This window comes from Tardiphaga sp., assembly GCF_044340795.1.
Taxonomy (GTDB): Bacteria; Pseudomonadota; Alphaproteobacteria; order Rhizobiales; family Xanthobacteraceae; genus Tardiphaga.
The window spans coordinates 1-23,279 of record NZ_JBIISY010000002.1; the positions used below are offsets into that span (position 1 = coordinate 1).

General features: G+C 64.3%; 22 protein-coding genes. 3 read left to right on the forward strand and 19 right to left on the reverse strand.

The genetic code is table 11. From position 1 onward, the window contains the following. The 5 genes from ACIQ17_RS00450 to ACIQ17_RS00470 form a co-directional block, all read right to left on the reverse strand. A partial coding sequence (locus ACIQ17_RS00450; RefSeq protein ID WP_398464235.1) for a DUF6538 domain-containing protein occupies positions 1-1,352 on the reverse strand: 1,352 nt, incomplete at its 3' end. A gap of 307 nt (positions 1,353-1,659) precedes the next feature. After that, the gene (locus tag ACIQ17_RS00455; protein ID WP_398464237.1) at positions 1,660-3,213 is read right to left on the reverse strand and encodes a DUF2235 domain-containing protein; all 1,554 of its coding nucleotides are present in this window, start codon (positions 3,211-3,213) and stop codon (positions 1,660-1,662) included. 5 nt (positions 3,214-3,218) lie between these two features. Beyond that, positions 3,219-3,998: a hypothetical protein gene (locus ACIQ17_RS00460; RefSeq protein WP_398464239.1), complete on the reverse strand. Its 780-nt coding sequence runs from the start codon at positions 3,996-3,998 to the stop codon at positions 3,219-3,221. A gap of 22 nt (positions 3,999-4,020) precedes the next feature. Next, positions 4,021-6,330: a thiamine biosynthesis protein ThiF gene (locus ACIQ17_RS00465; RefSeq protein ID WP_398464241.1), complete on the reverse strand. Its 2,310-nt coding sequence runs from the start codon at positions 6,328-6,330 to the stop codon at positions 4,021-4,023. Between the two features lie 4 nt (positions 6,331-6,334). Next, a complete protein-coding gene (locus ACIQ17_RS00470; protein WP_398464243.1) occupies positions 6,335-7,486 on the reverse strand; it encodes a metallohydrolase in 1,152 nt (383 codons plus the stop codon). Positions 7,487-7,674: 188 nt separating this feature from the next. Here ACIQ17_RS00470 and ACIQ17_RS00475 point away from each other — a divergent pair, with 188 nt between their 5' ends. The 3 genes from ACIQ17_RS00475 to ACIQ17_RS00485 are packed head-to-tail and all read left to right on the forward strand — an operon-like array spanning position 7,675 to position 9,453. Next, positions 7,675-8,283, forward strand: a complete 609-nt coding sequence (locus ACIQ17_RS00475; protein WP_398464245.1) for a hypothetical protein — start codon at positions 7,675-7,677, stop codon at positions 8,281-8,283. Continuing rightward, complete coding sequence (locus ACIQ17_RS00480; protein ID WP_398464247.1) at positions 8,280-8,684, forward strand: hypothetical protein; 405 nt, start codon at positions 8,280-8,282, stop codon at positions 8,682-8,684. The genes ACIQ17_RS00475 and ACIQ17_RS00480 overlap by 4 nt, the downstream gene beginning before the upstream one ends. Before the next feature lie 10 nt (positions 8,685-8,694). After that, positions 8,695-9,453, forward strand: a complete 759-nt coding sequence (locus ACIQ17_RS00485) for an ImmA/IrrE family metallo-endopeptidase (RefSeq protein ID WP_398464249.1) — start codon at positions 8,695-8,697, stop codon at positions 9,451-9,453. 279 nt (positions 9,454-9,732) lie between these two features. Here ACIQ17_RS00485 and ACIQ17_RS00490 read toward each other — a convergent pair whose 3' ends face one another. The 14 genes from ACIQ17_RS00490 to ACIQ17_RS00555 all read right to left on the reverse strand — a co-directional run bounded on the left by ACIQ17_RS00490 (position 9,733) and on the right by ACIQ17_RS00555 (position 23,251). After that, positions 9,733-10,638 (reverse strand): phosphoribosyltransferase family protein, encoded by a 906-nt coding sequence (locus ACIQ17_RS00490; RefSeq protein ID WP_398464251.1) that lies wholly within the window; start codon positions 10,636-10,638, stop codon positions 9,733-9,735. Between the two features lie 178 nt (positions 10,639-10,816). Next, positions 10,817-11,155, reverse strand: coding sequence for a hypothetical protein (locus tag ACIQ17_RS00495; protein ID WP_398464253.1), 339 nt, complete (start codon positions 11,153-11,155; stop codon positions 10,817-10,819). Further along, a complete protein-coding gene (locus tag ACIQ17_RS00500; RefSeq protein WP_398464255.1) occupies positions 11,133-11,378 on the reverse strand; it encodes a hypothetical protein in 246 nt (81 codons plus the stop codon). The genes ACIQ17_RS00495 and ACIQ17_RS00500 overlap by 23 nt, the downstream gene beginning before the upstream one ends. A gap of 108 nt (positions 11,379-11,486) precedes the next feature. Next, a complete protein-coding gene (locus tag ACIQ17_RS00505) occupies positions 11,487-12,128 on the reverse strand; it encodes an NrsF family protein (protein ID WP_398464257.1) in 642 nt (213 codons plus the stop codon). Continuing rightward, on the reverse strand, positions 12,125-12,682 hold the full coding sequence (locus tag ACIQ17_RS00510; protein WP_398464259.1) for a sigma-70 family RNA polymerase sigma factor: 558 nt from the start codon (positions 12,680-12,682) through the stop codon (positions 12,125-12,127). Before ACIQ17_RS00510 ends, ACIQ17_RS00505 begins: the two co-directional genes overlap by 4 nt. A 103-nt stretch (positions 12,683-12,785) precedes the next feature. Next, entirely contained in the window at positions 12,786-15,977 is a 3,192-nt protein-coding gene (locus ACIQ17_RS00515) for an efflux RND transporter permease subunit (protein ID WP_398464261.1), read from the reverse strand. Beyond that, entirely contained in the window at positions 15,974-17,404 is a 1,431-nt protein-coding gene (locus tag ACIQ17_RS00520) for an efflux RND transporter periplasmic adaptor subunit (RefSeq protein ID WP_398464263.1), read from the reverse strand. Before ACIQ17_RS00520 ends, ACIQ17_RS00515 begins: the two co-directional genes overlap by 4 nt. Next, on the reverse strand, positions 17,401-18,645 hold the full coding sequence (locus tag ACIQ17_RS00525) for a TolC family protein (protein ID WP_233024189.1): 1,245 nt from the start codon (positions 18,643-18,645) through the stop codon (positions 17,401-17,403). The genes ACIQ17_RS00520 and ACIQ17_RS00525 overlap by 4 nt, the downstream gene beginning before the upstream one ends. After that, positions 18,642-19,046 carry a FixH family protein gene (locus ACIQ17_RS00530; protein ID WP_233024188.1) on the reverse strand — a complete coding sequence of 135 codons (405 nt, stop codon included), beginning with the start codon at positions 19,044-19,046 and terminating at the stop codon, positions 18,642-18,644. The genes ACIQ17_RS00525 and ACIQ17_RS00530 overlap by 4 nt, the downstream gene beginning before the upstream one ends. A gap of 100 nt (positions 19,047-19,146) precedes the next feature. Continuing rightward, positions 19,147-19,503: a hypothetical protein gene (locus tag ACIQ17_RS00535; protein WP_233024187.1), complete on the reverse strand. Its 357-nt coding sequence runs from the start codon at positions 19,501-19,503 to the stop codon at positions 19,147-19,149. A gap of 101 nt (positions 19,504-19,604) precedes the next feature. Next, entirely contained in the window at positions 19,605-20,084 is a 480-nt protein-coding gene (locus tag ACIQ17_RS00540) for a DUF411 domain-containing protein (RefSeq protein WP_233024186.1), read from the reverse strand. Between the two features lie 67 nt (positions 20,085-20,151). Continuing rightward, positions 20,152-21,426, reverse strand: coding sequence for a type II restriction endonuclease (locus ACIQ17_RS00545; protein ID WP_233024185.1), 1,275 nt, complete (start codon positions 21,424-21,426; stop codon positions 20,152-20,154). A 50-nt stretch (positions 21,427-21,476) separates the two neighbouring features. Then, complete coding sequence (locus ACIQ17_RS00550; protein ID WP_398464268.1) at positions 21,477-22,088, reverse strand: c-type cytochrome; 612 nt, start codon at positions 22,086-22,088, stop codon at positions 21,477-21,479. Continuing rightward, complete coding sequence (locus tag ACIQ17_RS00555) at positions 22,085-23,251, reverse strand: OpgC family protein (RefSeq protein ID WP_233026078.1); 1,167 nt, start codon at positions 23,249-23,251, stop codon at positions 22,085-22,087. Before ACIQ17_RS00555 ends, ACIQ17_RS00550 begins: the two co-directional genes overlap by 4 nt. Positions 23,252-23,279: the final 28 nt, after the last annotated feature.

Below are 23,279 nucleotides of genomic sequence, written 5' to 3' on the forward strand. Positions count from 1 at the left end.
TGATTGGGTGAGATGCGCTTATCTGTGATCCCAAGCGACCGAATCCATCTGCTAATCACTTTCGTACCGGTGCCACCGCGAGAGCCAAATCGGTCGGGACGCAAATCGTTGAATAGCGGTCCCGCAGGTTTTCGCCCCGCGAACTTCAGGAACCCCTCGGCTTCGAGTGCAGGGTGGATCGGCACAATTCGTTCTGAGTTGGCATTCTTGAGCGACCCGGCTTCAGCCGCGAAGGCAATGCACCAGACGCCTCCAATTTCTTTGACGTCCTCCCCTCGCAGCTGGCAAATTTCCGCGATCCGTGCACCAGTATAAGCACTGATCCAAGGCGCCCAGCGGAGATGGCTGTCCGTCTCGTTGCGGGCCTTTGATAGAACAAGACCGGCCTCTTCGTCGGAATAGCCACGTCGGCGTTCAGATGCGTTTGCTTTCAGATCTATCGTGACACGAGCCCCGGGATTGGTATCAAGCTTTCGATTGTCAGCCGCCCACTGAAATATCGCACGGACTGGGGCCAGTTTGCCATCCCGGATCGTTTTTGCAGCCAGCCCTTTGCCGAGCAAATCTGCTTTCCAAGCAACAAAGTTTTCGGCTTTCACGCGACTCGCGTCATCGTGGCCAACAAACGCACGGAATTCGCCCAGAACTCGCTTCCAGACATACTCAGTCTTTTTATTTGGCTTTTTTTCTAGCTTCCAGCCATCCAGAAGGGTTTCGAAGGACAGCGGCATCACAGCAGGCAGAGACGGCCGCTCTATCGGCCTTTGATGCTCGTAGCGGACGTCGACCTTCCCAAGCAGCAACGCCTGATGCTGTTGCATCAATTTTTGCATCTCGAGCGTAAAGGCTCTGGCCAAGCGCTCTCGATCGTCTTCGTGCGGCGCAAGACCCCGACCATGCAGATGTCGATCAATAAGGGCATAGCACGTGTCCCGATGCTTGGTCCGACGCAGATCTGCCGACGGCAAGGCCCCGCGAACATCGGTGTAAAGTTCGCCGCGTGCCAGATGAGTTGTCCAGAGAGTTGCTCCCACATCGAGATCCCAATCGAGCGGCTGATAGGGATCAAGATCTAACTGGCGCCGTACCGCACCGGCAGCCAAAGACGCCTCCCTGGCAATTTCATCTGCGGAAAGCGAGCGACGGCTTTTTCGGAGATTTGACCAACGCTCTTCGATCTCGGCAAGTTTCAAGGCGTGGAGACGCTTCGCCTCGACCGGATCGCGGGTACCCAGGCTCAGCCGCTCTTCGCGTTTGCCGACCAGCGCCCGGAGATCATCCGGCACGCGGCGCCGGAACCAGTAATACCCGCTGTCTGGATGCTTCCAAGGACGAGACATTTGCAAAGCCATGTGTACCACCCGTGTGTACCAATCGGGCGGCAGAAAGCACAACGCTTTCAATGACCTATTGATTTCATTGCGAATTTCGCTTGGCTGGCGGAGAGGGGGGGATTCTCAGCCGGTGGCCGCAGGCACCCAAGAAAACCCCTAAAACAAGGCATTTCCGGAAGACCGGCGTATTTTTTGTGGCTACCACTGTGTACCACATTTTCGCCGGAGACAAGTCTCGCCAGGATCCCAAGTCCCAATCCGGATGCGCGTCGACAGCCTGCTGGCCCGCATCCGTTTGCCGTCACGGCGAAGGCCGCCGGAGCGCCTAGCTGGTCGCAGTCTGAGGAGGGCTCGTCTCTGCTGCGTAGACGTCCTTGAAATCGACATGGCCGGCGAGAAGATCCGGTCGATAGGGTTGCTCCTTGTCATAGACGAGGACGCGGGTTTCCTTGAAACGCCGCATGACCGAGGGATGATAAGTGGCCTTGGGAACGATCTTCCGCGCCTTTTCCTTCCACTTCAGTCGCCAGAACAGCAGCCGCACGCCAGTCCTGCATTCGTCGTGCTGCTGCCCGGTATGGCGGCCGTAGGTCGACAACAGGTTTTCGTTGACCAGCAGGCCCGCCTTCTTCGCCTGGTTCGCCATCCACTTGAGTGCGATGTCCGACAATCTGGATTCGTTTTCGGGATAGCTGCCCCCGACGTCCGAATGGTTGCCCGCGAACCATAGCTGCCTCAGATACGCGCCTTCCTCGACCTCCCGGTTGGGGGGATCCGCATCGTTCGCCCAAGGCACGCGGTCGAAGTCAGCTCGCCGTTCGTCGAGGGAAAGAGCGTGGCGTGCGTACCGGACTTGCGGATTCAGGTGACGATCGAAAAACTTCATCTGCACGTTCGTCAGATGCACCGTTTGCCACCATTTGAAACCGGGTACGCCGAACGAGACCTTGAGCCGCAGCAGATAGTACGATGCGAGACCCGCGAAGCCGACGGCGGCAACGGTCTCGACCCACGTCATCCAGAAGACGAAATCGTATCGTGTGAGAAACCATGCAAGGAGCGCCGACAATCCGCATACGATGACGGCAGCCGCCGTCCATAGCCAGGGAACGAGCGACGAACTGACGCCGATCGCGGCGACGGTGTCCCACACGCCGATGAAGTGCGGCACGGCGTTGGAGACGCCGGCTTCCTCGGAGGCATAGCGTTGCCTGAACTGATCGCCAAGCACGGCGCGCTGCGCCTTGAGAGACCTGGTGCGATCCGTCGCGTTGTCTTCGTCCCTGTCCGCCGCCCCACTGCCATGTCGGTAGACGCGCTTCACGGCTTCGGTCGCGACCGCCTTCAGCGTGTCGGGGTCCCGCAGGAGCGGGGAACCGTCCGGCATCCGGGTCGGGATTCCGCACAAGCCGAGCACGCCGGCAAGGCAGCGGACCGTATACGCGCCGCGGCTGAAGCCGAACAGGAAGATGCGGTCGCCGGGACGCCACAGGCGCATGAGAGCGGCGTAGCAATCGACGAGGTTGCCGGTGATCCCGAGGCCGGTCACGCTGCTGAGGCCGTTGTAGACGCGACGCATGACGGGGACCTTGATGTCGTCGCCGGCCAGCTTGGAGCCGAGGCCGGGGTCGTAGAACGCCAGTTGATGATCCGGATCGATGATCGTGTCCGGACCGCAGCGCGTCGCTCTGAAGAGCTTGTAGACGTTGCTCCTGAATTCATCGACCTCGACGCCGCCGGCCTGCCCCGTGCCGTCAGAGAAGACGAGGATGTTGCGGCCGGAAAATGCGGGCATCCGGTACGGGGTGTCGTCGTCGTCCCACCTGTCCGGCACGATAGCGCCGGAGTCTGCTGCGGGAATCCTCTCCGAGACCGTCATGGCCGTCATGCTCCTTGTTCGGTGATTGGCCGGGACACGCGCTTCCTGGATGTCTTCGGTGCTGCAGGACCCCTTTTCGAATCCTTGTTCAAGTGCGGCGAACGCGTGGAGAGCAGCAGTTGTCTCGCGTAGGACCGGGAAGCTTCGAACACTCCCTGCTCCGTCACGAACAGAGCAAGGTAGGCTGCATGGATCAGGGCGATCAGGATCACCACCAGCAGCCTTGCATCGAAGCTGTTCGCGAGATCGACCGGCCACCGGTACCAGAAAATCCCGATGCAGACGAGGATGACCACTGCGTTGATAAGGAACGCGGGCCGCTTCAGACCGAGCAGGTTGCGGCGGAAGCCGTAATCGACATTCTCGTTGAAGAGGATGTCGAACTTCTTCCTGTTCCGGGTGTTCTCGCGCAGCCATGCGGTCCCGCGCTCATAGAAGGCGTCCGCGGCTTCGGGATCGGCGGTTTCCTCGTCGCTGGACGGAGCGGCTTCGCCCAGCTTCCGAGCGATGAATGCATGGAAACCGGACTTGGTCGCCGCGTCGTACGTTGGGTCGCGATGCCGCAACGTCACCGTCGTCGGCAGACCGCACATCTTTTCGATGATCGCCGGCTCGATCGCCCGGCCGCGGCGGCGCGCCACATCGGCGAATACGCCGAACAGGACGATGAGCGCGGTGCCCGCGATCAGGTTCGTCAGCGCGATGCCTCCCCATGCGATGAAGATCGCGACGAACGCGAAGGCGGGCGCTCCGCCTATCACCGCAGGAACGAGTCGGGCACGCATCGTGTAGGCATCGTCGGGTACTTCATCGCGTTGCTCCGTCTTCGAGAACCTTCGGTGCGGCGGCCTCCGACAGCGCTTCGGCGGTGAAGTGCGTGTAGCCGGCCGGCGTGTGAATGAGCATCAGCAACGGGAAGAACTGGCTGACGCAAAGGAGCGCGGCGGTCCTCAGGTCGAGTGCCGATGGTCCGCTCGGGACCAGGTGATTGTGCCAGGTGCCGAGCGCGTAGAGAGCGCCGCCGGATCCCTCGATGAGGTCGCGCAGCACCGGGCGCAGACCTTCAGTACCGAGGACGAATTCGTCGCGCGAGAATTTGCTGTCGGGCGGGGCCGGCAATACGTCGACCACGTGGAAGGTGTCGCTTACGTCGGAATACCGCCCGATCAGGATGCCGCCGGTCTCGGTGCCTCGGCGTGCAGCGACCGCGTCCCGGATCTGCCTGTCGGCGTCGGGGCCGAGACGCACCTCGCTGATCCCTTCCTTGCTGACGACGATCCGCGGCGCGACCTCGCTCCGCTGCCATGTCTGGCTCAGGCCGTCCTCGGCGATCCTGCCGATCGACAGCTCGCCTGCTTCCGGCAGCCCCTGCCGCTGGAGCTGCATGATCCGCTCCGCCATCGGCGCGCTCAGTGCCGAAAGCCGCGCATCGGAGAGCGGCAGCGTCGCGGCCGAGCAGCCCTGTCCGATCGCGATGGCCTCGGCCGCCGTGTTGAAGACATCGGCCCGCAGGCCGGCGTCGGCGTTGATCTGGCGATAGGCTTCGCAGATCAGGTCGGTCGAGGAGGGATTGGCACACGGCCCCTCGACGGACACCATCGCGACGCTGCCGATGCCGAGGACGCAGGCCTCGATCAGGCGCGGACGGTTTGCTGCGACGTCGGCCATGACGAGCGCTTCGCGGACGCTGGCCGACCCTGTCGTGTTCACCACCGCGAAGCTGTCCGGCGCGACAACCGATGCGATCGACCGCTCCGAGAACGCGAGGCTGACCACGTCAGTCTGATGGGGAGCCGCCATTTGACGGAGCGGCGCCAGCGATTCCGCCAGATGGTGCGCCTTCGGCACGAACCAGAAGCTCTCCACCTTGCTGTCGGAGGGCAGCGTCCCGTGCCGGGCGAAATTGTGCGGCTGCATGTCGGCGCTATCGACGACCGAGGCTGGCCCCCGTCCGGACTTCGACAGATGCACGGCGACCTTGGAGCCGACGCTGCCGCAACCGATCAGCGTCCAGGGACGGACGGCATCGCCGGCATCTCCCGCCGCGCGCCGGAGCAGACGGGACGATATCTCGTCGCGGTGCATCGCCGTCCGAACCGCCGTGTCGCTTCCCGGCGTCAGGGCCTCGGCCTTCCGCAGCTCGACCACGTAGGGGCAGATCTCGATCGGGGAGCCCGTGCCGATGACGTCGCACGGGCGCCTCGCCAGCAGAAGCACCGCGACCGGCTGGCTCTTGCGGAGCCCGGACCCCGGCATCCGGCTCTGAAGCATCGCCAGCTTGGGCGCGAGAAACTCGCGGCAGCCGAGCGTCTCGGCGCGGGCCAGAAGCTCGTCGATCGTCGTGACGTTCTCCGGCTGGTATTCGCCAGCCACGAACGGCTTGCCGGATGGCAACCTGCCCGACCACGCGACGATCGCATGCGTCGTGCCCGTGCGTGCGTTCGGACCGGCTGGCTCATAGGCCCAGCCATCGGCGAATTTGGGACCGAGCGGCACCGGATCCGCCTGATGCAAACCGATGCGGTAGGTCGTATGCTCGCCTTCCGTGGCTGCGTAGTACCATGCCCGATACACGGCGCACCGGCCGTCGCGGCCGGGCAGCGACGTCAGCCATTCCGCATCCGCGACCACGAAGTCGTCAATCCCGTCGCGTCGGACCGGCTCCCAACCGTGCTGCGGATCGATCAGTTGAGCCGTGGCGGCCTTGTCCAGCCAATCGACGAGCTGCTCGAACAGGCCCGCCATTCCCCTGACCCGGAGCACCTCTCTCGGCGAGCCGGCGACGAGGCAGGGTTCGGGAAGAGTGCCGGCATGGGCGGGCTGGATATGCGGATGGCTGCGGTTGAAATCGCGCCGCAGCAGGATGCGCGGCGCGCTCAGAGGGTAAGCGGCACTGAACACGAACGACACCGGTTCGACGGCGCGCACGCCGGACGGGCTGACGCCCGCCGCCCGCCATGCGTTCGCAAGCTCGGTCCGGATCTCGACGACGGCGACCGTGACATCGCTCCTCTCGACACGATGCGCCGTCACGCGCTCCACCGAGGGGTGCGCCTCCAGGAAGCGGAGCGCACGCCGCACGCTTACCGGGATCCGTTCGGTCTCGACCTCCGACATGCGGTCATCCATGGGCCAGCGGCTGGCTCCCGATGCCGGTGCCGGCGGCGACGCTCACACCGAACACCGCCCGTTTCAGCCGCGGGCCCGCGGAAGTGACCTCGATCACCAGCGGGTCGTCGCCCGGGCCGTCGGCGACGCACTTGAATTCGCCCTTCACGTCGTCGAGGATGTCGAGATATTCACGCTTGGCGCGGATGCAGGGCGGGTCGCTCTCGTCGTCCACGACCGTCTTGCTGCTGGACACCGCCAGGGCGCCGCTCAGGGCCTGTCCGAGCGCGTTGCGCGCCTTTTGCGACACCTTGGCCTTCTCGCCCAGTTTCGACCAGCTATCATAGGACAGGCTGTGCCAGGAGCAGTGGTGCGGCGCGATCAGCACGTCGTATTCCAGACGTTCCGGCGTCTTCGCATTGCGATCCCAGATGCGGTCCCAGATCGCCACCTCGGCATCCCCGCCGAGCAGGTAGCGCGCCTTGACGGCCTTCGAGACCTTCAGGTCGATGCGGATGATGACGCTGGAATTGTTCTTGGTGAGGACATCCTCCTCCTTGTCGTCGGCCGCGGGCATCGGCGCCAGCAGCCGGGCCTCGAACGACGTGTCGGTCTGGCCGCAGATCTTCGAGAAGACCTCGTCGACCTTCACCAGGATCGCGCCGAGATCGTCCGTCTTGCCGTCGACGTCCTCGCCCAGGATGACGATGCGGTTGCCGTCGGCGAGCGAGCCGTCCGCTCTGTACTTCTTCACGCGCCGGCGCGCCTCGTCGCGCCAGGCTTCCGCGTCCGCGCAGAGCACGTGGTCCTCGTCCTTGGCCTTGGCACGGCGGAACACGATCGGCGACGACCACATCTCGCGGATGATGATCTTGTCGTCAGCCTTCGACCAGGTCGACGGGTCGCCGAGATGGAAATGCTTCTCCAGACCGCGGATGTGATCTGCGTCGGGATGGGTGTTGAGGAAGGCGTCCACGAACAGCCTATCCTTGTCGTCGCGGTCCAATCTCTTGCGGAGCTGCTTGGCGACGTCCGGCGTGTCGTCGTCCTCGTCGTCGGCGGCGCACCGGATGTTGATGTCCGCAAGGATCCGGCGACCGGACTCCAGCTCGATCAGCGTCATGTCTCCGTTGTCGACTTTGAAATGTGATGTCTTGACTGCCATCGTGGTCCTCATGATCCGTCAGTCCGTTCCCGACCGGCGACGGCTGACGGTGATTCCGCCCATCGCACCGTTCGGCCGGAGCCGACGGTTGTATTCGCCCCTGGGTTGCTCCAAGAAGGCGGTTCCTATTGACCTATGCGGGGCCGAACCCTGCCCGCGGACATGCGCCAAAAAAATAATCAGCGAGCATGTCCGAGCCCGCCGCAGCGCGCCGCATGGGAGAGGAGGGGGAACGCTTGCAACGCCAAGACCAGAAGGCCGTCCGATCCCGCCAGGAGGTGGAGGCCGCGATCTGCGGCCTCAGCACCGCCGAATGGGCGAGGATCGATTCCGTCGCGAGGTCGTTCTCGTTCGGGACGGGATGGGAGTCAGACGACCTGTCGCAGGAGGCCGTCTTCCGGACGTTGCGGGGCACCCGGAATTGTCCGGTGGAGGTCGATGTCGTGAAGCACCTGATCGACACCATGAGCAGCATCGCGGACGGAGAGAGGGAAAAGGCGCACAATCAGCTTGTGCATCTGCCCACCGTCCAGGCGGGGATCGAGGATGGGATCGACTCGCCCGCAGCGGAGTGGTCGGCGGAAGAGCAGAAGGCCTACGACGACGGGCGGAACGAAATCTTGGCGATTTTCGACGACGATACCGTGGCGCGCGATCTCGTCGAGGGTATCCTGGCCGAGTTCGATGCCGATCAGCTCAAGGAACTTACGGGACTGGACGGCACAGCCTATGCAACCAAGCGAACCCTGATACGGCGCAGACTTCTCAAACTCCGTCCCAAGGGATACCGGACATGACCCGCGGAAAGCAGAGACAGAGCGGTTTCCGAGGCATCGGACGGCACTTCGTCGAAGACATCATGCAGGCCTCAGACGACGAGATCCTCGCCCAGTATGCCGAAGACATCGGAGAGCCCGAGGCGAACGCCGCGCGGATGCGCGCGATGGTCGAAAGAACGGTTTTGCTGGCGAACAAGGATAGGCTTCACGCCGCCCGCGCCGGCGCGTCCGCGAACAAGACGACCCAGCCTCAGCCGGTCATTCCCATAGCCGAGGCACGGGAACGGCTGCGGCAGGCCCTCGCCTCCAATGCCCACGACGACAGTTTCACGCTGGCCGCCCGCAAGGAAACCGAATTGTCGGACGCCGACGTTCTCGACATGCTGCAGGCCATGCGCGAACTGGGGATCATCAAGTGAGGCCGTGTCTGTGACGCCGGCCGAAGTCCTGCTGCGCGAACTCGGCATCACGTCGCCGGCCGAGATAGATCTAGAGGCGATCGCGCATCACGTGGGCGCCCGCGTCAGATATTGCCCTTTGAACGGCTGCGAAGCGCATATTCTGGGGCGCGGCGGCAAGGCGATCATCACCGTGAAATCCGGAAGCTCGGCACGCCGGAAGCGGTTTTCGATCGCGCACGAACTCGGTCACTGGCGCTTCCATCGCGGCAAGACGCTGGTCTGCCGGGTCGACGAATATCGGCCGCGGGAAGCTCAATCCGCCGAGAAGGTGGCGGATGGATACGCGGCCGACCTCCTGATGCCGCGTTACCTTTTCGAGCCGCTGGCCCGACAGGTGGGCACGTTCACGTTCAAAACGATCGGCGAACTGGCCGAGACCTTCAAGACGAGCGTCACCGCGACCGCGATCCGACTCGTCGAACTCGGCCATCTTCAAGGATTCGTGGTGTGCCATACGCCTCGCGGGCGAAAGTGGTTCGCGCGGGCACGGAGCATCGACCGGGCGTGGTTGCCGCGGGACGACCTCGACCCAAAGAGCTCCGCATTCGGCGTGCAGTTCGGAGGCCGCCCCGACGACACGGCGCCACGCAAGGTGAGCGCGGCGACCTGGCTCAACCGCTTCGATGCAAACCGCTTCGATGTCCGGGAACAGACCATCCGGACGGCCCGCGACGAGACCCTCAGCCTGGTGCTCGTGGACGAGAAGGCCATGCTTGCAGCAAAATAGCGTCAGGGATCATCGTTGCCCCAAAAGAAAAGCCCGCCATCGCTGGCGGGCTTCCCTTTATACCTGCCACCCGATCCATGGCTTGTGATACTCGCCCCCTATGGGCCGGCCTCATCTGGCGCTCGCTCGGACCTGTGCAGCTTTCACCACACCTGATGTTTTATGACCGTAAGGCGTAAATACGGTCATGGTGTTTCCACCAACGTACCCGAGAATATCTGCCGTCCGGCGTCCCAAGTCAAGGAGAGATCTCAGCGAAATTTCCTATACTTACGGGAACTATAAGCCGCTGAGGAAACAGGCCGCCCTATCTATCTTGCAGCCTGTCTTGGCCGTCAACAGCTCGATCATGGCGGAAAGCGAAGCCCCGGACGACATGATGTCATCGACGACCAGTACGTTCTTTCCGCTGATATCGGGTGCTCCACCGCCGACTTCAAACGGATCGAAATACCGCCGTATTTTGGGTCCGATTTCTTTCATCGAAGCCAGTTGTCCGGGCTTCATTTGCCGCCAAGTGTGCATCTGACTCTTGTAGTCCTTTTCGCGCTGACCGCCTAAATTTTTAGGAATACTGTCTCCGTACTGCGCCAGCATCTCGGCTACGGTCTTTTTCCTGAGAAACCCGCAGCCCAGATACGGCGTGCCCGTCACCTGACACACCATCTGGGCAAATTCTTCGGAAAAACCGTAGCTCGACGGCATCGGCATGACATAGTCAGTGCCCTGAAGCTCCGTGCATTTCTCCAGAATTTCGCGCGCTCGCGCCATGATCTGCGTGCGGTACATCGCCACGATGTTGTAGCCGCCCATACCTTTCAGTGCATAGATGAGAGGATTGCCGTCGCGATCGAGATCGCCGGTCTTGTTCCTGCGGAAGACGTGGTGGACGGTCACGCCACCCAGCTTTTTCGAGGTCGGATTGGCGTCCAGCGAGGTGTTCACGCGCTTTTCGTGCGTCTGATCGTGCGCGACGAAGTTGTCGCCGGATATGTTGATACCCATCGTTTCCCCGGTTTCCGCGAGCGGGACTGTAGAGGCCGCGGAATGGTCCAAGTCAACCTTGCGGAACGATTGGATCGGCGCGATCTCGCCATGTGCTGTGGATGCCCGACCGACTCTATGACCTCCCCGTCGAAATCGGGTCTGCTGACGCTCCTTTTGCTCACGGACGGCATAGGTCATGATTTAAAGCTGTGGGGGCGCCACCAGAGCGACGGCTGCCGACGAGGGATAGGTGGGCGCGCGCAGATCGTCCGACTGATCGTGCTTGTCGCCGTCATCCGCGATGATCGAGGGGCCGCAGCTTCCTGGAGCGCTGCCGGCGGCGAAATTCGTCTATGTCGCGGGAGGTCGATCGGAGTCAGTCGTCTTCGCGGGACGCGGACGCGACCGGTAGCCGCCCCGGAAAGCCGGCGATCTGCCCGTCTCTCCGGCCGAAGATATTACCGGCTTCTGGACATGAATTCAGACAACCGCAGAGGATTTCAGCCTCGGTCCGCATGAGCGGATGTTCGTCGCCGAGGGATATTTCGAGCGCGAGGCCGGTGCTGTCGTCGACGACACTCCAACCGCGAGGTCCTTGCACGACGCGGAAACGCTTCGATGCCGCACGGGGCCCATCGCCGGAGCGCGCCGTCACGACGCGCGTCCGGGAAATGAAGATCGCCACGGCGCCGTCATCGACCCTTGGGCCCGCCATTGTATGTCCAAGCTCCTGCGCGAGCCTTGGGTGCGCTGCCGTCGGACCGGCCATCGTAGGCGAAGGACTGCAGCGGGCTGGCGGAGCCGACCGCCTGGCTCTGCTGCCGAATTTCACCCGGCCAGTAACTCTTGTCCGTGATCGTGGAACCTGCATTGGCCGCAGCGGAAAACGAAACGGCGGAGGCCAGGACGGCCGAAACGAGCAACTTCTTGCGTGACATGTTCGAACTCCATTCGTTGAAGAAAGCGGGTTCATCGCGCTTTCACAGATGAGTTCGCAGGCTGAAGACGAACGGTTACAGGCTCGCGCATCCGTGATCCCGATCCACTCACCACCTCAGCAGGCGCGGACCGAGTACGGCACCGGCAAGCGTGCACAACAGGATCGTCCCGCCGTACCAGACCGTCACGAAGGGGAGGGAGTCGTCCATGCAGTGCAGCGCGTAGGCCATCGCGCTCACGCCGCCGGCGAACAGACCAGCCGCCGCGCCGGCGAGCCTGAGATCCGTCGGTGCTCCCTTTCTCACGGCCCATATCGTCGCGGCGAAGGGGATGACGGCGATGATCGGTATCGACAGTAGGCACTCCAGCCATTGATCCCCGACGATCATCGCCTCCCAGTGGGACGGGGGCGCGAGAGACAGGTTCACCAGGCCGATGCCCAAGACGACGACGAACGGGACGACGACCAGCACCGGTCTCGTCCTCCGCTCTCCCCCGGGGCGCGCGAGCTTCGTGAGGTAAAGAAATCCGAGCGCGACGATCGTGACCGTGAACGAAAGCTTGAGGACGAGTAAGCCTATGGCTCGAAGGTCTGTGAAATTAGGGCGGAAGCCGAGGACCGCGGCGACGCCAGCCACGGCCGCGGCGACACCGATCATCGCGGCGGTGCCGATCGTCCGCGAGTGTGATCCGCGGTCGATGCGGACATCTCCCGTGCTCAGCAGGTCGAGAAGTTCGTCCGTCTTCACGCGCGCGTCTCCTTCGCGATCAGGGCGGCCAGGCGCTTCAGGCCGCGGTGGATATTGATCTTCACCAACGGCTCCGAGATGCCGCACCGTTCGGCGGCCTCGGAGACGCTGCGGCCGTCGAGTTTCACCGCGACGATCGAGCAGCGCATCTTTTCGGGCAGCAGTCCCAAGATCTGCCCCAGATCCAGGCTGCTCTCGACCGCCGACGGATCGTCGCCGGCCGTCACGTTCTCCGCGGCGTCGATCGGTAGGTTCTTGACGGATTTCCTGGTCCGCCGCAGGTAGTCGATGAGCTTGAAGCGCGCGATGGCTTGTACCCACGGCGTCAACGGTTCGTCGGGATCGTAGGTATGCCGCTTGAGGTGTATCGCCAGAACCGCCTCCTGAACGAGATCCTCAGCTTCGCTTGCCGAACGTCCGGCCCGGACGAGCTTGCTTCTATAGTACGCACGCAGGTGACCGCTCAGCCGACCGAGCAATACGCGATGCGCGGCTGCGTCGCCGTCCAGGCTCGCGAGCATGAGCTTCCTAAGTTCATTTTCAGTGGCGGTCATGACGGGTCCATTGCGATGAGTTCGCAGCGCTGACGTCCGCGGTTACACGCGACCGCGAAAAAAGGCGGAAGCCAACGAAGACCGACGGTGAGCCCGCGAGGTCTCATTCGGCCGCCTGTGATCGGTCGGTCGGAACGGTCCGGCTGGCGTCGGGCGGCGCCTCCGAGACCTCAACTCCCGGCCGTCGAGGCAGCCGGAGACCCTTGACGAGGGCGTAGACGGCCGGAATCACAACGAGCGTCAGGATGGTCGACGAGATCATGCCGCCGATCATCGGCACCGCGATGCGCTGCATGACTTCCGATCCCGTCCCAGTGCTCCACAGGATCGGGATGAGGCCGGCCATGATGGCCACGACGGTCATCATCTTCGGACGGACCCGCTCGACCGCCCCCAGCATGATCGCTGCGTTGAGGTCGGACCGCGTGAACGGCTTGCCGTCCGCCGCCCGCGCGACCTGGATCTCCTTCATCGCGTGATCGAGATAGATCAGCATGATGACGCCGGTCTCCGCGGCGACGCCGGCCAGCGCGATGAAGCCGACGGCGACGGCGACCGAGAAGTTGAAACCCAGCCACCACATCAGCCAAAGCCCGCCGACGAGCGCGAACGGGAGCGACAGCATCACGATCAGCGTCTCGGTCAGGCGCCGGAAGTTCAGGTAGAGCAGCAGGAAGATGATCAGCAACGTGACCGGCACGACGATCTTGAGACGTGCCGTCGCGCGCTCCAGATATTCGAACTGCCCGCTCCAGACCACGTAGTTGCCCGGCGGAAACTGCACGCTGGCGGCGACCGCCGCCTTGGCGTCGGCGACGTAGCCGCCGAGATCGCGATCCCGGATGTCGACGAAGATGTAGACGGCAAGTTGACCGTTCTCCGTCCGGATCGACGTCGGCCCCCGTGTAAGCTTGATCGCGGCGACTTCTCCCAGAGGCACGGTGCCCCCGCCAGGCAGCCCGACCAGGACGTCCCGGGCGATAGACTGGGGATCGCTGCGCAGATCGCGCGGATACCGCAGATTGACGCCGTAGCGTTCGCGGCCTTCCACGGTGGTGGTGATGGTTTCGCCGCCCAGAGCTGAGGACACAGTATCCTGAACGTCGCTGATCATGAGGCCGTACCGCGCCAGCGCATCCCGGTCGGGAACGATGTCGAGGTAGTAGCCGCCGATGACGCGCTCCGCGTATGCGCTCGACGTACCTGGCACGGCCTTGACGACGGTCTCGATCCGACGGGCGAGTTTCTCCATCTCGACCAGATCCGTCCCCAGCACCTTGATGCCGATCGGCGTACGTATGCCGGTCGCCAGCATGTCGGTGCGTGCCTTGATGGGCATGGTCCAGGCGTTGGAGACGCCGGGGAACTGCAGCGCCTTGTCCATGTCGGCGATCAGGCCGTCGACGGTCAGACCTGGCCGCCACTGCTCCTTGGGCTTCAGATTGACGATCGTCTCGAACATCTCGGTCGGCGCCGGATCGGTCGCGGTTTCGGCGCGTCCGGCCTTGCCGTAGACCGAGGCCACTTCGGGGAAGCTCTTGATGATCCGGTTCTGTGTCTGCAGGATCTCCGCCGCCTTGGTCACCGAGAGACCCGGCAGCGTGGTCGGCATGTACATCAACGTCCCTTCGTTCAGACTCGGCATGAACTCCGTTCCGAGCTGCCGCGCCGGCCAAAGGCTGACCGCCAGCGCGGCGAGCGCGAGCAAGATCGTCAGAATCTTGGCCTTCAGCACGCCGCGGATCAGCGGCCGGTAGACCCAGATCAGGAAACGGTTGATGGGATTCCGGTGCTCCGGAACGATCCGGCCTCGCACGAACAGCACCATCAGCGCCGGCACCAGCGTGATCGACAAGAGGGCGGCAGCCGCCATCGCGAAAGTCTTGGTGAACGCCAGCGGGCTGAACAGCCGGCCTTCCTGCGATTCCATCGTGAAGATCGGGAGGAACGAGACCGTGATGATCAGCAGGCTGAAAAACAACGCCGGGCCGACCTCGCTCGCGGCCTCGATCAGGACTTCCAGCCGCGGCTTTTCGGGGGGAGCGCGTTCGAGGTGCTTGTGGGCGTTCTCGATCATGACGATGGCACCGTCGATCATCGCGCCGATCGCGATGGCGATGCCGCCGAGGCTCATGATGTTGGATCCGATGCCGAACAGTTTCATGGCACCGAAAGCCATGAGGATTCCGACAGGAAGCATGACGATGGCGACGAGCGCGCTGCGCACATGCAGCAGGAATACGATGCAGACCAGGGCGACGACGATGCTTTCCTCGGTCAGCGTCCGCTTCAACGTTTCGATCGCGCTATGGATGAGCTCGGAGCGGTCGTAGACCGGGATGATCTCGACGCCCTTGGGGAGCGCGGTCGCCATCTCGGCCAGGCGCCTCTTCACGTTGTCGATGACGTCGAGCGCGTTCTGCCCGAAGCGCTGCAGGGCGATGCCGCTGGCGACTTCGCCGTCTCCGTCGAGTTCCGTGATGCCGCGGCGCTCGTCCGGACCGAGCTCGATCCGCGCGACGTCCTTCAGCAGCACCGGCGTGCCCTTGTCGACCTTGAGCACGATGTTCGACAGATCGGAAAGGCTCTTGACGTATCCTCTGCCCCGCACCACGAATTCGAATTCCGAGAGCTCGACGGTGCGCCCGCCGACGTCCATGTTGCTGCCGCGGACCGCGTCCCGCACCTTCGCCAGCGGGATGTCGAGCGACCGCAGCCGGTTCGGATCCACCACGATGTTGTACTGCTTGACGAAGCCGCCGACGCTGGCGACTTCGGCTACGCCCTCGGCCTTCGCAATGCCGTAGCGGATCGTCCAGTCCTGGATCGACCGCAGGTCCGCCAACGACCGATCCTTCGACTGCAGCGCGTACTGGTAGACCCAGCCGACCCCGGTAGCGTCCGGACCCAATGTCGGCGTGACGCCGGCCGGAAGCCTGCGCGCCGCGGCGTTGAGATATTCGAGCACGCGCGAGCGTGCCCAGTAGATATCGGTACCGTCCTCGAAGATGATGTAGACGAACGACACGCCGAAGAAGGAGAAGCCGCGGACGACCTTCGATTTCGGCACCGTCAGCATGGCCGTCGTCAGGGGATAGGTCACCTGGTCCTCGATGACCTGGGGCGCCTGCCCCTTGTACTCGGTATAGACGATCACCTGGGTGTCGGAGAGGTCCGGTATCGCGTCCAAGGCCGAGTGCTTCAAGGCGTATAGACCGCCCGCGACGACGAAGACCGTTCCGATCAGGATCAGCATCAGGTTGCGGGCCGACCAGTCGATGAGACGCGCGATCATTGCGTTTTCTCTCCCGTATCGAGGCCTGAGAGTGCGGCCTTCAGGTTGCTTTCGGCGTCGATCAGGAAGTTCGCGGAAACGACGACCTTGTCGTGTTCGGCAAGCCCCTCCTTAATCTCCACCCGGCCTTCTCCGCGGCGTCCGAGCCTGACTGCGCGCGGTTCGAACCGGCCTTCCCCCTTGTCCAGCAGCACCAATTGGCGCTCGCCGCTGTCGATGACGGCGCTGCTCGACACGGTCACGACGGGCGCTTCCGTCCCAGTGGCGATCTCCACGTCGGCGTACATGTCCGGCCGCAGCACCTCGTCCGGATTGGGAAGTTCGATCCTGACCCGCGCGGTGCGCGTCTCGGGTCTCAGGTTCGGATAGATCACCGTCACCTTTCCGGCGAAGCGCCGGTCGGGATAGGCCCGGGGCCGCACGACGGCCTTCTGACCAACCTCCAGCAGTGCCAGATCCCGCTCCGAGACGTCGACCATCACCCACACCACACCGCGGTCGACGATCCGGAACAGGATGTCGCCGGGTGCGGCCCGCATGCCGTTGACGGCGGTCCGGTCCACGATCTCGCCGTCCTGAGGCGCGGGCCAATTCAGATAGACGGGAATCTCCCGCGTGCGTTCGATGTCCGCGATGAAGGCGTCGGGCGCGCCGAGATTCTCGAGACGGCGGCGCGCGCCCTTCAGCGCCTGGCCGCCGATGCCGACGTCGCTCCGGGCGTTCAGCGCCGACAGATATTCGGCGGCGGCGCTCGACAGGTTCGGCCCGTAGATCCGCATCAGGGGCTGCCCCTTGCGGACATGCGAGCCGGTGGTGACGTCCGCGACGGTGTCGATGAATCCTTCGAAGCGGAGCGACACGACCGACACGCGCCGCTCGTCCTGCTGCAGCGTCCCCGGCGCCCTGACCATCGTGTTGAGCGTGCGGAGCTCCGCCGTTTCCGTCCGCACGCCCGCCTTCTGAAGCTTGCCCGCGCTGACCTTCACCGAGGCGTCGTCGTCCTGCTCGCCGTCGTAGACCGGCAGGTAGTCCATCCCCATCGAGTCCTTCTTCGGGACCGGCGAGGTATCCGGAAGCCCCATAGGATTGCGGTAGAACTTGATGCGTCTGGGCTCGGCACCCTTCTCGGCCACGGGCTGCGGCGCCTCCTCGAAGCTCAGGTCCTCGCTGCTGCGTACGGGTAAGTATTCCTTGCCCGAAGCGGTCTTCGCCGGCGCCGGCGAGTATTTCGGTTTCCCGTCCGGGTCGCGGTAGTACACGACCGGTCCGGTCGGCGATGGGCGAGCGGGGCTCATGTCGGCGGCCGCAGGCAGCACGGCCGACAGCCAGGCCGGCAGCGGATGGTTCAACCTACCGAACGCCAAGCCGGCGCCGCCGGCGGTCGTCGCCACGGCAGCGATCAGGATCAAGGTCGACGAACGCTTCATAGCGAACCTCCCGCGAGCCGCTCGAGCTCGGCATACTTCGATTGCAATTCGACCTTGAGCTTGAGCAGGTCGAGCTGGACGGCCCGGAAACGGCGCTCCGAGTCGAAGAGCAGCGAGAGATCCGAGGAGCCGGCCTGGAAGCCGTTGCGGGCGTTCTCCACCGAGGAGCGCGCGGGCGGCAGTTGGCGGGACGCGTAGATCTGGACGACCTTGCGCAAAGCATCGACGCCGAACCAGGCGTCCGCGATCTGTCCGTCGATCCGCAGCCGAAGCGCCTCGTTTCGAGCCTGAGCGGCAGAGAGGCGTGCGCCGGCCGCGCGCTGTTCGGCGTCCTTCACGTCGTAGTGCAGCGGTAGCTTGACCCCCAGCGTGAACTCGCCAGTCGACTCCGCTGCCGGTCGTTGCACGTACTTCGCACCGACGTTGACGTCGGGATAGTAGTTCAGATCGGTCAGCGATTTGGCTTGGGCCGCCGCACTGCTCTGGGCCCCTGCGAGCGCCAACATCGGGTTCGCCGACCGCCCGAGCGTCTGAACCTGGGCAAGGCCGACCACCTTGAGCATCCGGAAGCCCGTCGGTGCCGCCAGAGGCGCCAGGGACGGTCGGCCGATCAACGCGTTCAGCCGCGCCGCGGCGGATTTCAGTTCGCCCTGCCGCCGGACGAGATCACCCTCGGCGGAGGCGGCCTCGATCTCGGCCTTGATGACGTCCTGCCGGTCAACCGATGTCGTGCCGTAGCGGGAGCGCAGCAGGCCGAGGATCTCGTCGTAGCGTCGCCTGATGTCGGTCGCGATGCCGATGGCTTCATAGGCGGCGTTGTATTCGCCGTGCGCGGCCACGACCTGCGCGACCAATTCGATCACGGTCGCGCGCCCCTGGAATTTCGCGGCATCCGCGTCCGAACGCGCGATGTCGCGTTCCAGGCCGTATTTTCCCCAAAGCTTGATCTCCTGATCGAAACCGACGCGGCGCTGACCGACGCCCTGCCGGTTGACGTCCCATGCTTCGAGGATGAGCGTCGGATCGGCTACGACGCCCATCGTTCCGATCCTGTGCACCGCCGCGTCGAAATCGAGCGACGCGGCGGCAACCGTCGGATTGAGACGCCGGGCGAAAGCGACGACGCTTTCCACCGTGGCACCGAGCTCGTTCCGCTCGGCAGCGGCGGCGGGATACGACCACAGCAATGCTGTGGTCGCTCCTACAATCGCAAAACGCGCGATGGAGGCCGCCGCTGTCACGGCGTCGCCTTCAGGACGAGCTTGTTCTCGACCGTTCCCGTCTCGCCCTGGACCTTAGCGCCAAGCGACAACTGCCAGCCGCCTTCCATCGTCACGGCGGCCTTGAACTTGTAGACTCCCGGCTCTGTGCTAGGCATCGCATCTATGGTGGTCTTCATCGACTCCATGCCGTCCGGAGCCATGTCCAGCCGCTTGGCGAAGATGACGGCGTCCGGGACCGGTTTGCCGTCCGGCTTGTGGACGAGGCGGACGGCGATGACCGCTTCGCCCTTCTTGACGGTCTTGTCGACGAGTTGGAATTCGTAGTCCTTGACGTCGGCGCGTGCTGTCGTGGCTCCGACGGCCAAGCCAAGGCAGACCGCCGCGGCCCGGAGGGCGCGCGTGGATTTGCAGCTCTTCATGATGAGATCCTCGATGTCCTGATGTACCGCGGATAGCGGCATGCATGTTCAACCGCACGGCCTTGGGCCGGAACGGCAGCAGACGGCGTTTTGACGCCGATCAGGTCGAGGTTCGAGGAGGATGGTCCGGAGGGTCGCCGACGAGGCCGTCGGCCGCAAGGTCGTCGAACGCGAACGAGAGACGGCCGACCTGGAAGGATATCCGGATGCCGTTCGCCGCCGACAGATCCGCCTGTGCGACCGTCAGCATGCACAAGGCGAGCAACGGACAATCCTTGCAGCCGTCGCTCTTCTGCTCGTCGGGACAACACGGCATGTCTGCCGACATCGCGGACATGTCGACCGTCACGGCGGAGGCCGCGCCTTTTGCGGTCGCCGGCGTCACCATCGGCGCGAACGCGAGCCCTGCGATCACGAAGACCGCGAGCAGACGACCGATGGTACGTCGAATATCCATGGCAGGACCATCACATGGGCGGCGGCTACAGGGAAGGGCCGTCGGTTCACGTCTTCGCCAGCGGCGCCAACGAAACGGCCGATCTGGTTAACCGCGTCGGCTCAGGTCGCGATTTCCGTGCCCAGAAACCGCATGAACGGCTTCTGGCCGTCGGCTCCGAAGGTCAGGACATCGTACGCCCTCGGCGTTCCACCTTCCATACCGGGCGATCCGGCGGGCATGCCCGGGACCGCAAGTCCCAGGACGGCCGGGCGCTGTGCGAGGAGCCGTCGGATCGCCTGCGCGGGCACGTGGCCCTCGACGACGAAGCCGGACACTTCCGCGGTGTGGCAGGAGGCCAACGATGGCGGCACACGAAGCCGCGTCCGGACCGCCCTCAGATCGGCCGTCTCATCGACAGTCACCGCAAACCCCGCGGCCTGCATGTGCTTCACCCAGCCGCCGCAGCAGCCGCAGTCCGGATCCTTGTGGACAAGGACGGCCGGCGCCTCTGCGCGGGCCAGCCCCGGCGACACCGCGATGCCGGCGGCAAGCAGGGCCAGCGCGCGCCGGCGCGTGACGGATTCGAATATCTCATGCATCGCACACTCCTCTGGTTTCGTGACTGTGGGTATCGCGCAGGGCACTAACCGACCCGCCGCGTCTGAATCATGGCAAGCACTTCGAGATCGACCTGATCGCTTTCAGCCCCTCGCCGAAACGGATGATCGAGTCCCGATGTCGTTCGAGTTCGCCGTAGGCGAGATAGCGGACGTCCAAGCCTACGACCGCGGCGAAGGCGGGCCTCGCCATCTGCGCGCGGACCTCGCTCTCGCGGGCATCCGGCGCCACCAGGAAGATGCCCTTCAAGAGATTGCCGCACGGGCCGAGCGCGAGGTCGAGCATCCTCACGATTCCGGAATAGATGGAGGTCGAGTGCTCCACCTCGAAGGCCGCATGGATGGCGCCGTCCCGCTTGTCCAGCCAGAGCACGTCAATCAGCCGTACGGCGTCGATGCCGGCGGACCCGTCGAATGGCCGCAAGTCGCCGGCGCATCCGTCGGACAGCCGCCCTCCGCCATACGGGCGGTTACGGTCGTTGGCGGCGATCCAGACGTCGTATCCGAGCCCGAGGCCGATATCGCGCAACAGGCCCTGCATATCGGTGTGGGACCGGTCACTCTCCGGTTCGCGTGTCGGCAGAAGTTCGACGGCCCTCTCGCGTACAGCGGCCAGATCGCGCTCCCAGACCGCGACCGCGTCGGCCTCGTCTAGCGGCGGTGCGGGATATCGGCCCGTTCCGACGTCGAACAGGAATCCGGCGATGGCCCCGAGATCGTTCGAGAGCAGGTCCCGGTGGCGCTCATTGAGCCGCAGCGTTCCGGCACGCATCGCAAGATAGTCCGGCCAGCTCCCGAGCTTCGTCCGAGACCCGGTGACCGCGTTGTACCCCCTGACGATAGCCGTATTGAAGGGCACGGCGATCGTGGGATGCAGGAAGTAAAGCAGGTTCGCCGCCGCGGGACCCAGTCCCTTGATGCGGCGGGCGTCGAGGGTCGTCACGGCGTGCAGCACCTGCTCCTCCGTCGAACAGCAGCAGCAGGCGTCGAGGAAACGGCCGAAGGCGCGCTGGTTGTCGGGGTCTTCGTATATGTCGGGAATCCGCAGCTTCGGCTTCCACAAGAACGCGTGATCCGCGCCCTTGAATATCTGCCGCTGCTCGGCGACGGACCTCACGGCGACCTCGAGCGAGGAACCCTTGTAGACGTTCCCGAACGACCCGCACTCGATCTGCCTTACGACCTGCTCGATGCCGCGGCGGATGGAGCGGAAGTTCTTCAAGCGCTCCTCCCACAGGAACCACGTCCGATAGGTCGCGCCGGGATCCGCCCGCCACGCCTCTATCGAAGTCCTCAGTCGTTCCTCGCTCCCCTGCGATACCATACGTCTCTCGTCCTTCCGCCGTCAGGTGCCGACCATCGCTTCCTGGGCCATCAATGCTGGTGACCGCCCACGGGCTTCGCGCCACCTTTGTCCTGAGCCGGATTGCCGCCCGTCCCTGCCTTGTCGCCATCCATCTTCATCCCGCCCATCTCCTCGTCCGGCGGGGCGTCGGCGACCATCTGCTTGTAGTGTTCCTCGGACAGTCCGGGCAGCTTGGTCACGAAGGCGACGATGCTCCAGATGGCGGCGTCGTCGTGACCGAGCCCCCAAGCCGGCATGCCGCTCATCTTCAGGCCGTGCTTCACGATCCAGAAGGCCCGTGCGGGATCCACCCGCTTCTCGGAAAGGTTGGGCGGTTGCGGATAGAGGCCCGGCCGTATTTCTGAATCCTTCATGCCCGGCGCGAGGTGACAGTTGACGCACATCGCGGCGTACTGGCCGGCGCCCTTCAGCACCAGCTTCTCGTCGCCGAAGTCTGGGACGACGATGTCACGGGTCCTCACCGCGATCGAATGGTCGCGGAACGTCTCGATCACCACGCGCGTGAGGGCCCAATGGGGCGTGTCCGCTCCGAAGTCGTAGGCTCCGGAGACGACGTAGAAGCTCGATGCCCCAAGCGCGGCCAAGATTGCCGCGGTACCCGCGATCAACCTCCCCTTCATCTCGTCATTCCTTCTTCGGCGCGTCCGGCGCGCGGCGGTCTACGGGAGGCAGGCCGGGAATCCAAAGCGCGGGACCAGGTCCGGTATGAGGCGACGAGGGTCATCAGCGAGATGCCGGCGAGGCTCACGGCGACCTGGGTGACGAAGGCGTTCGACCACATTTCGAGGATGAAGTGACCGACGAACGACAGGAAGATACCGACGCAGAACACCTCCAGCGAACGCTGTCCGCAGACGACGAGCGGTCTCGCCATGGCGGAGCGCAAGACGATCGAGTCCTTTGGAACGAGACGTACCAGGATGATCATGAGCGCCAGCAGGTGAAGGATCCGGTAGGGTGCCAGGTTGGTCTTGTCGTTGGGGTCGAACAGATCGATCAGCGCGGACGGGAATATCCACGTCGCGTCGATGCGGACGGCCAGCGTGACGGCCATCGCGAAGGCCAAATAGGCGGCGCCTAGCGCGACCATCGGCGCCGAAAGGACGACCGCCTTCACCCGACCGCCGCCGCCCATCGCGACCCACGCTCCGATGACGAAGAGAAGCTGCCAGGCGAAGGGGTTGAAGTACCAGTCGCCCGACGGCCAGGCCGGCAGGTTCCATCCCAGCCAACGGGCCGTCAGGTAGAGGATGGCGGATGCCGCCAGCGCCGGATCGGGGAAGCGCCTCATGACCGCCAGCAACGGCGGGAAGCATGCCATCAACACGATGTAGAGCGGCAGCACGTCGAGGTTCAGCGGCTTGAACTTCAAGGCCAGTCCCTGCGTCAGTGTCGCCACCGGCTGTTCGATGAGCCATTTGACGTTGAACTCGTCGAGCAGGTGAGAATGTCCGCGCTGGGCGATGAAGCCGATCGCCGCGGCGTAGAACACGAATAGGAGAATGTGGGCGACGTAGAGCTGCCACACCCGGCGCAGCAGGAGAGCGGCGCCGGCGACGACGCCCTGCACCTCCATCCTCCGCGCGTAGACGAACGCCGCCGTATATCCCGAGATGAAAACGAAGATGTCGGCGGCGTCGCTGAAGCCGTAGTTCCGTGTCGTCAGCCACGCGATGGCGTTGTTCGGAATGTGGTCGAGGAAGATCGCCCAGTTCGCGAGACCGCGGAACAGGTCGAGGCGGAGGTCGCGGGTGTCGGCAGGCTTGTCGGTCGAAGTGCTCATCGTGGTCTCCTGCGTCGAACGGGACGCG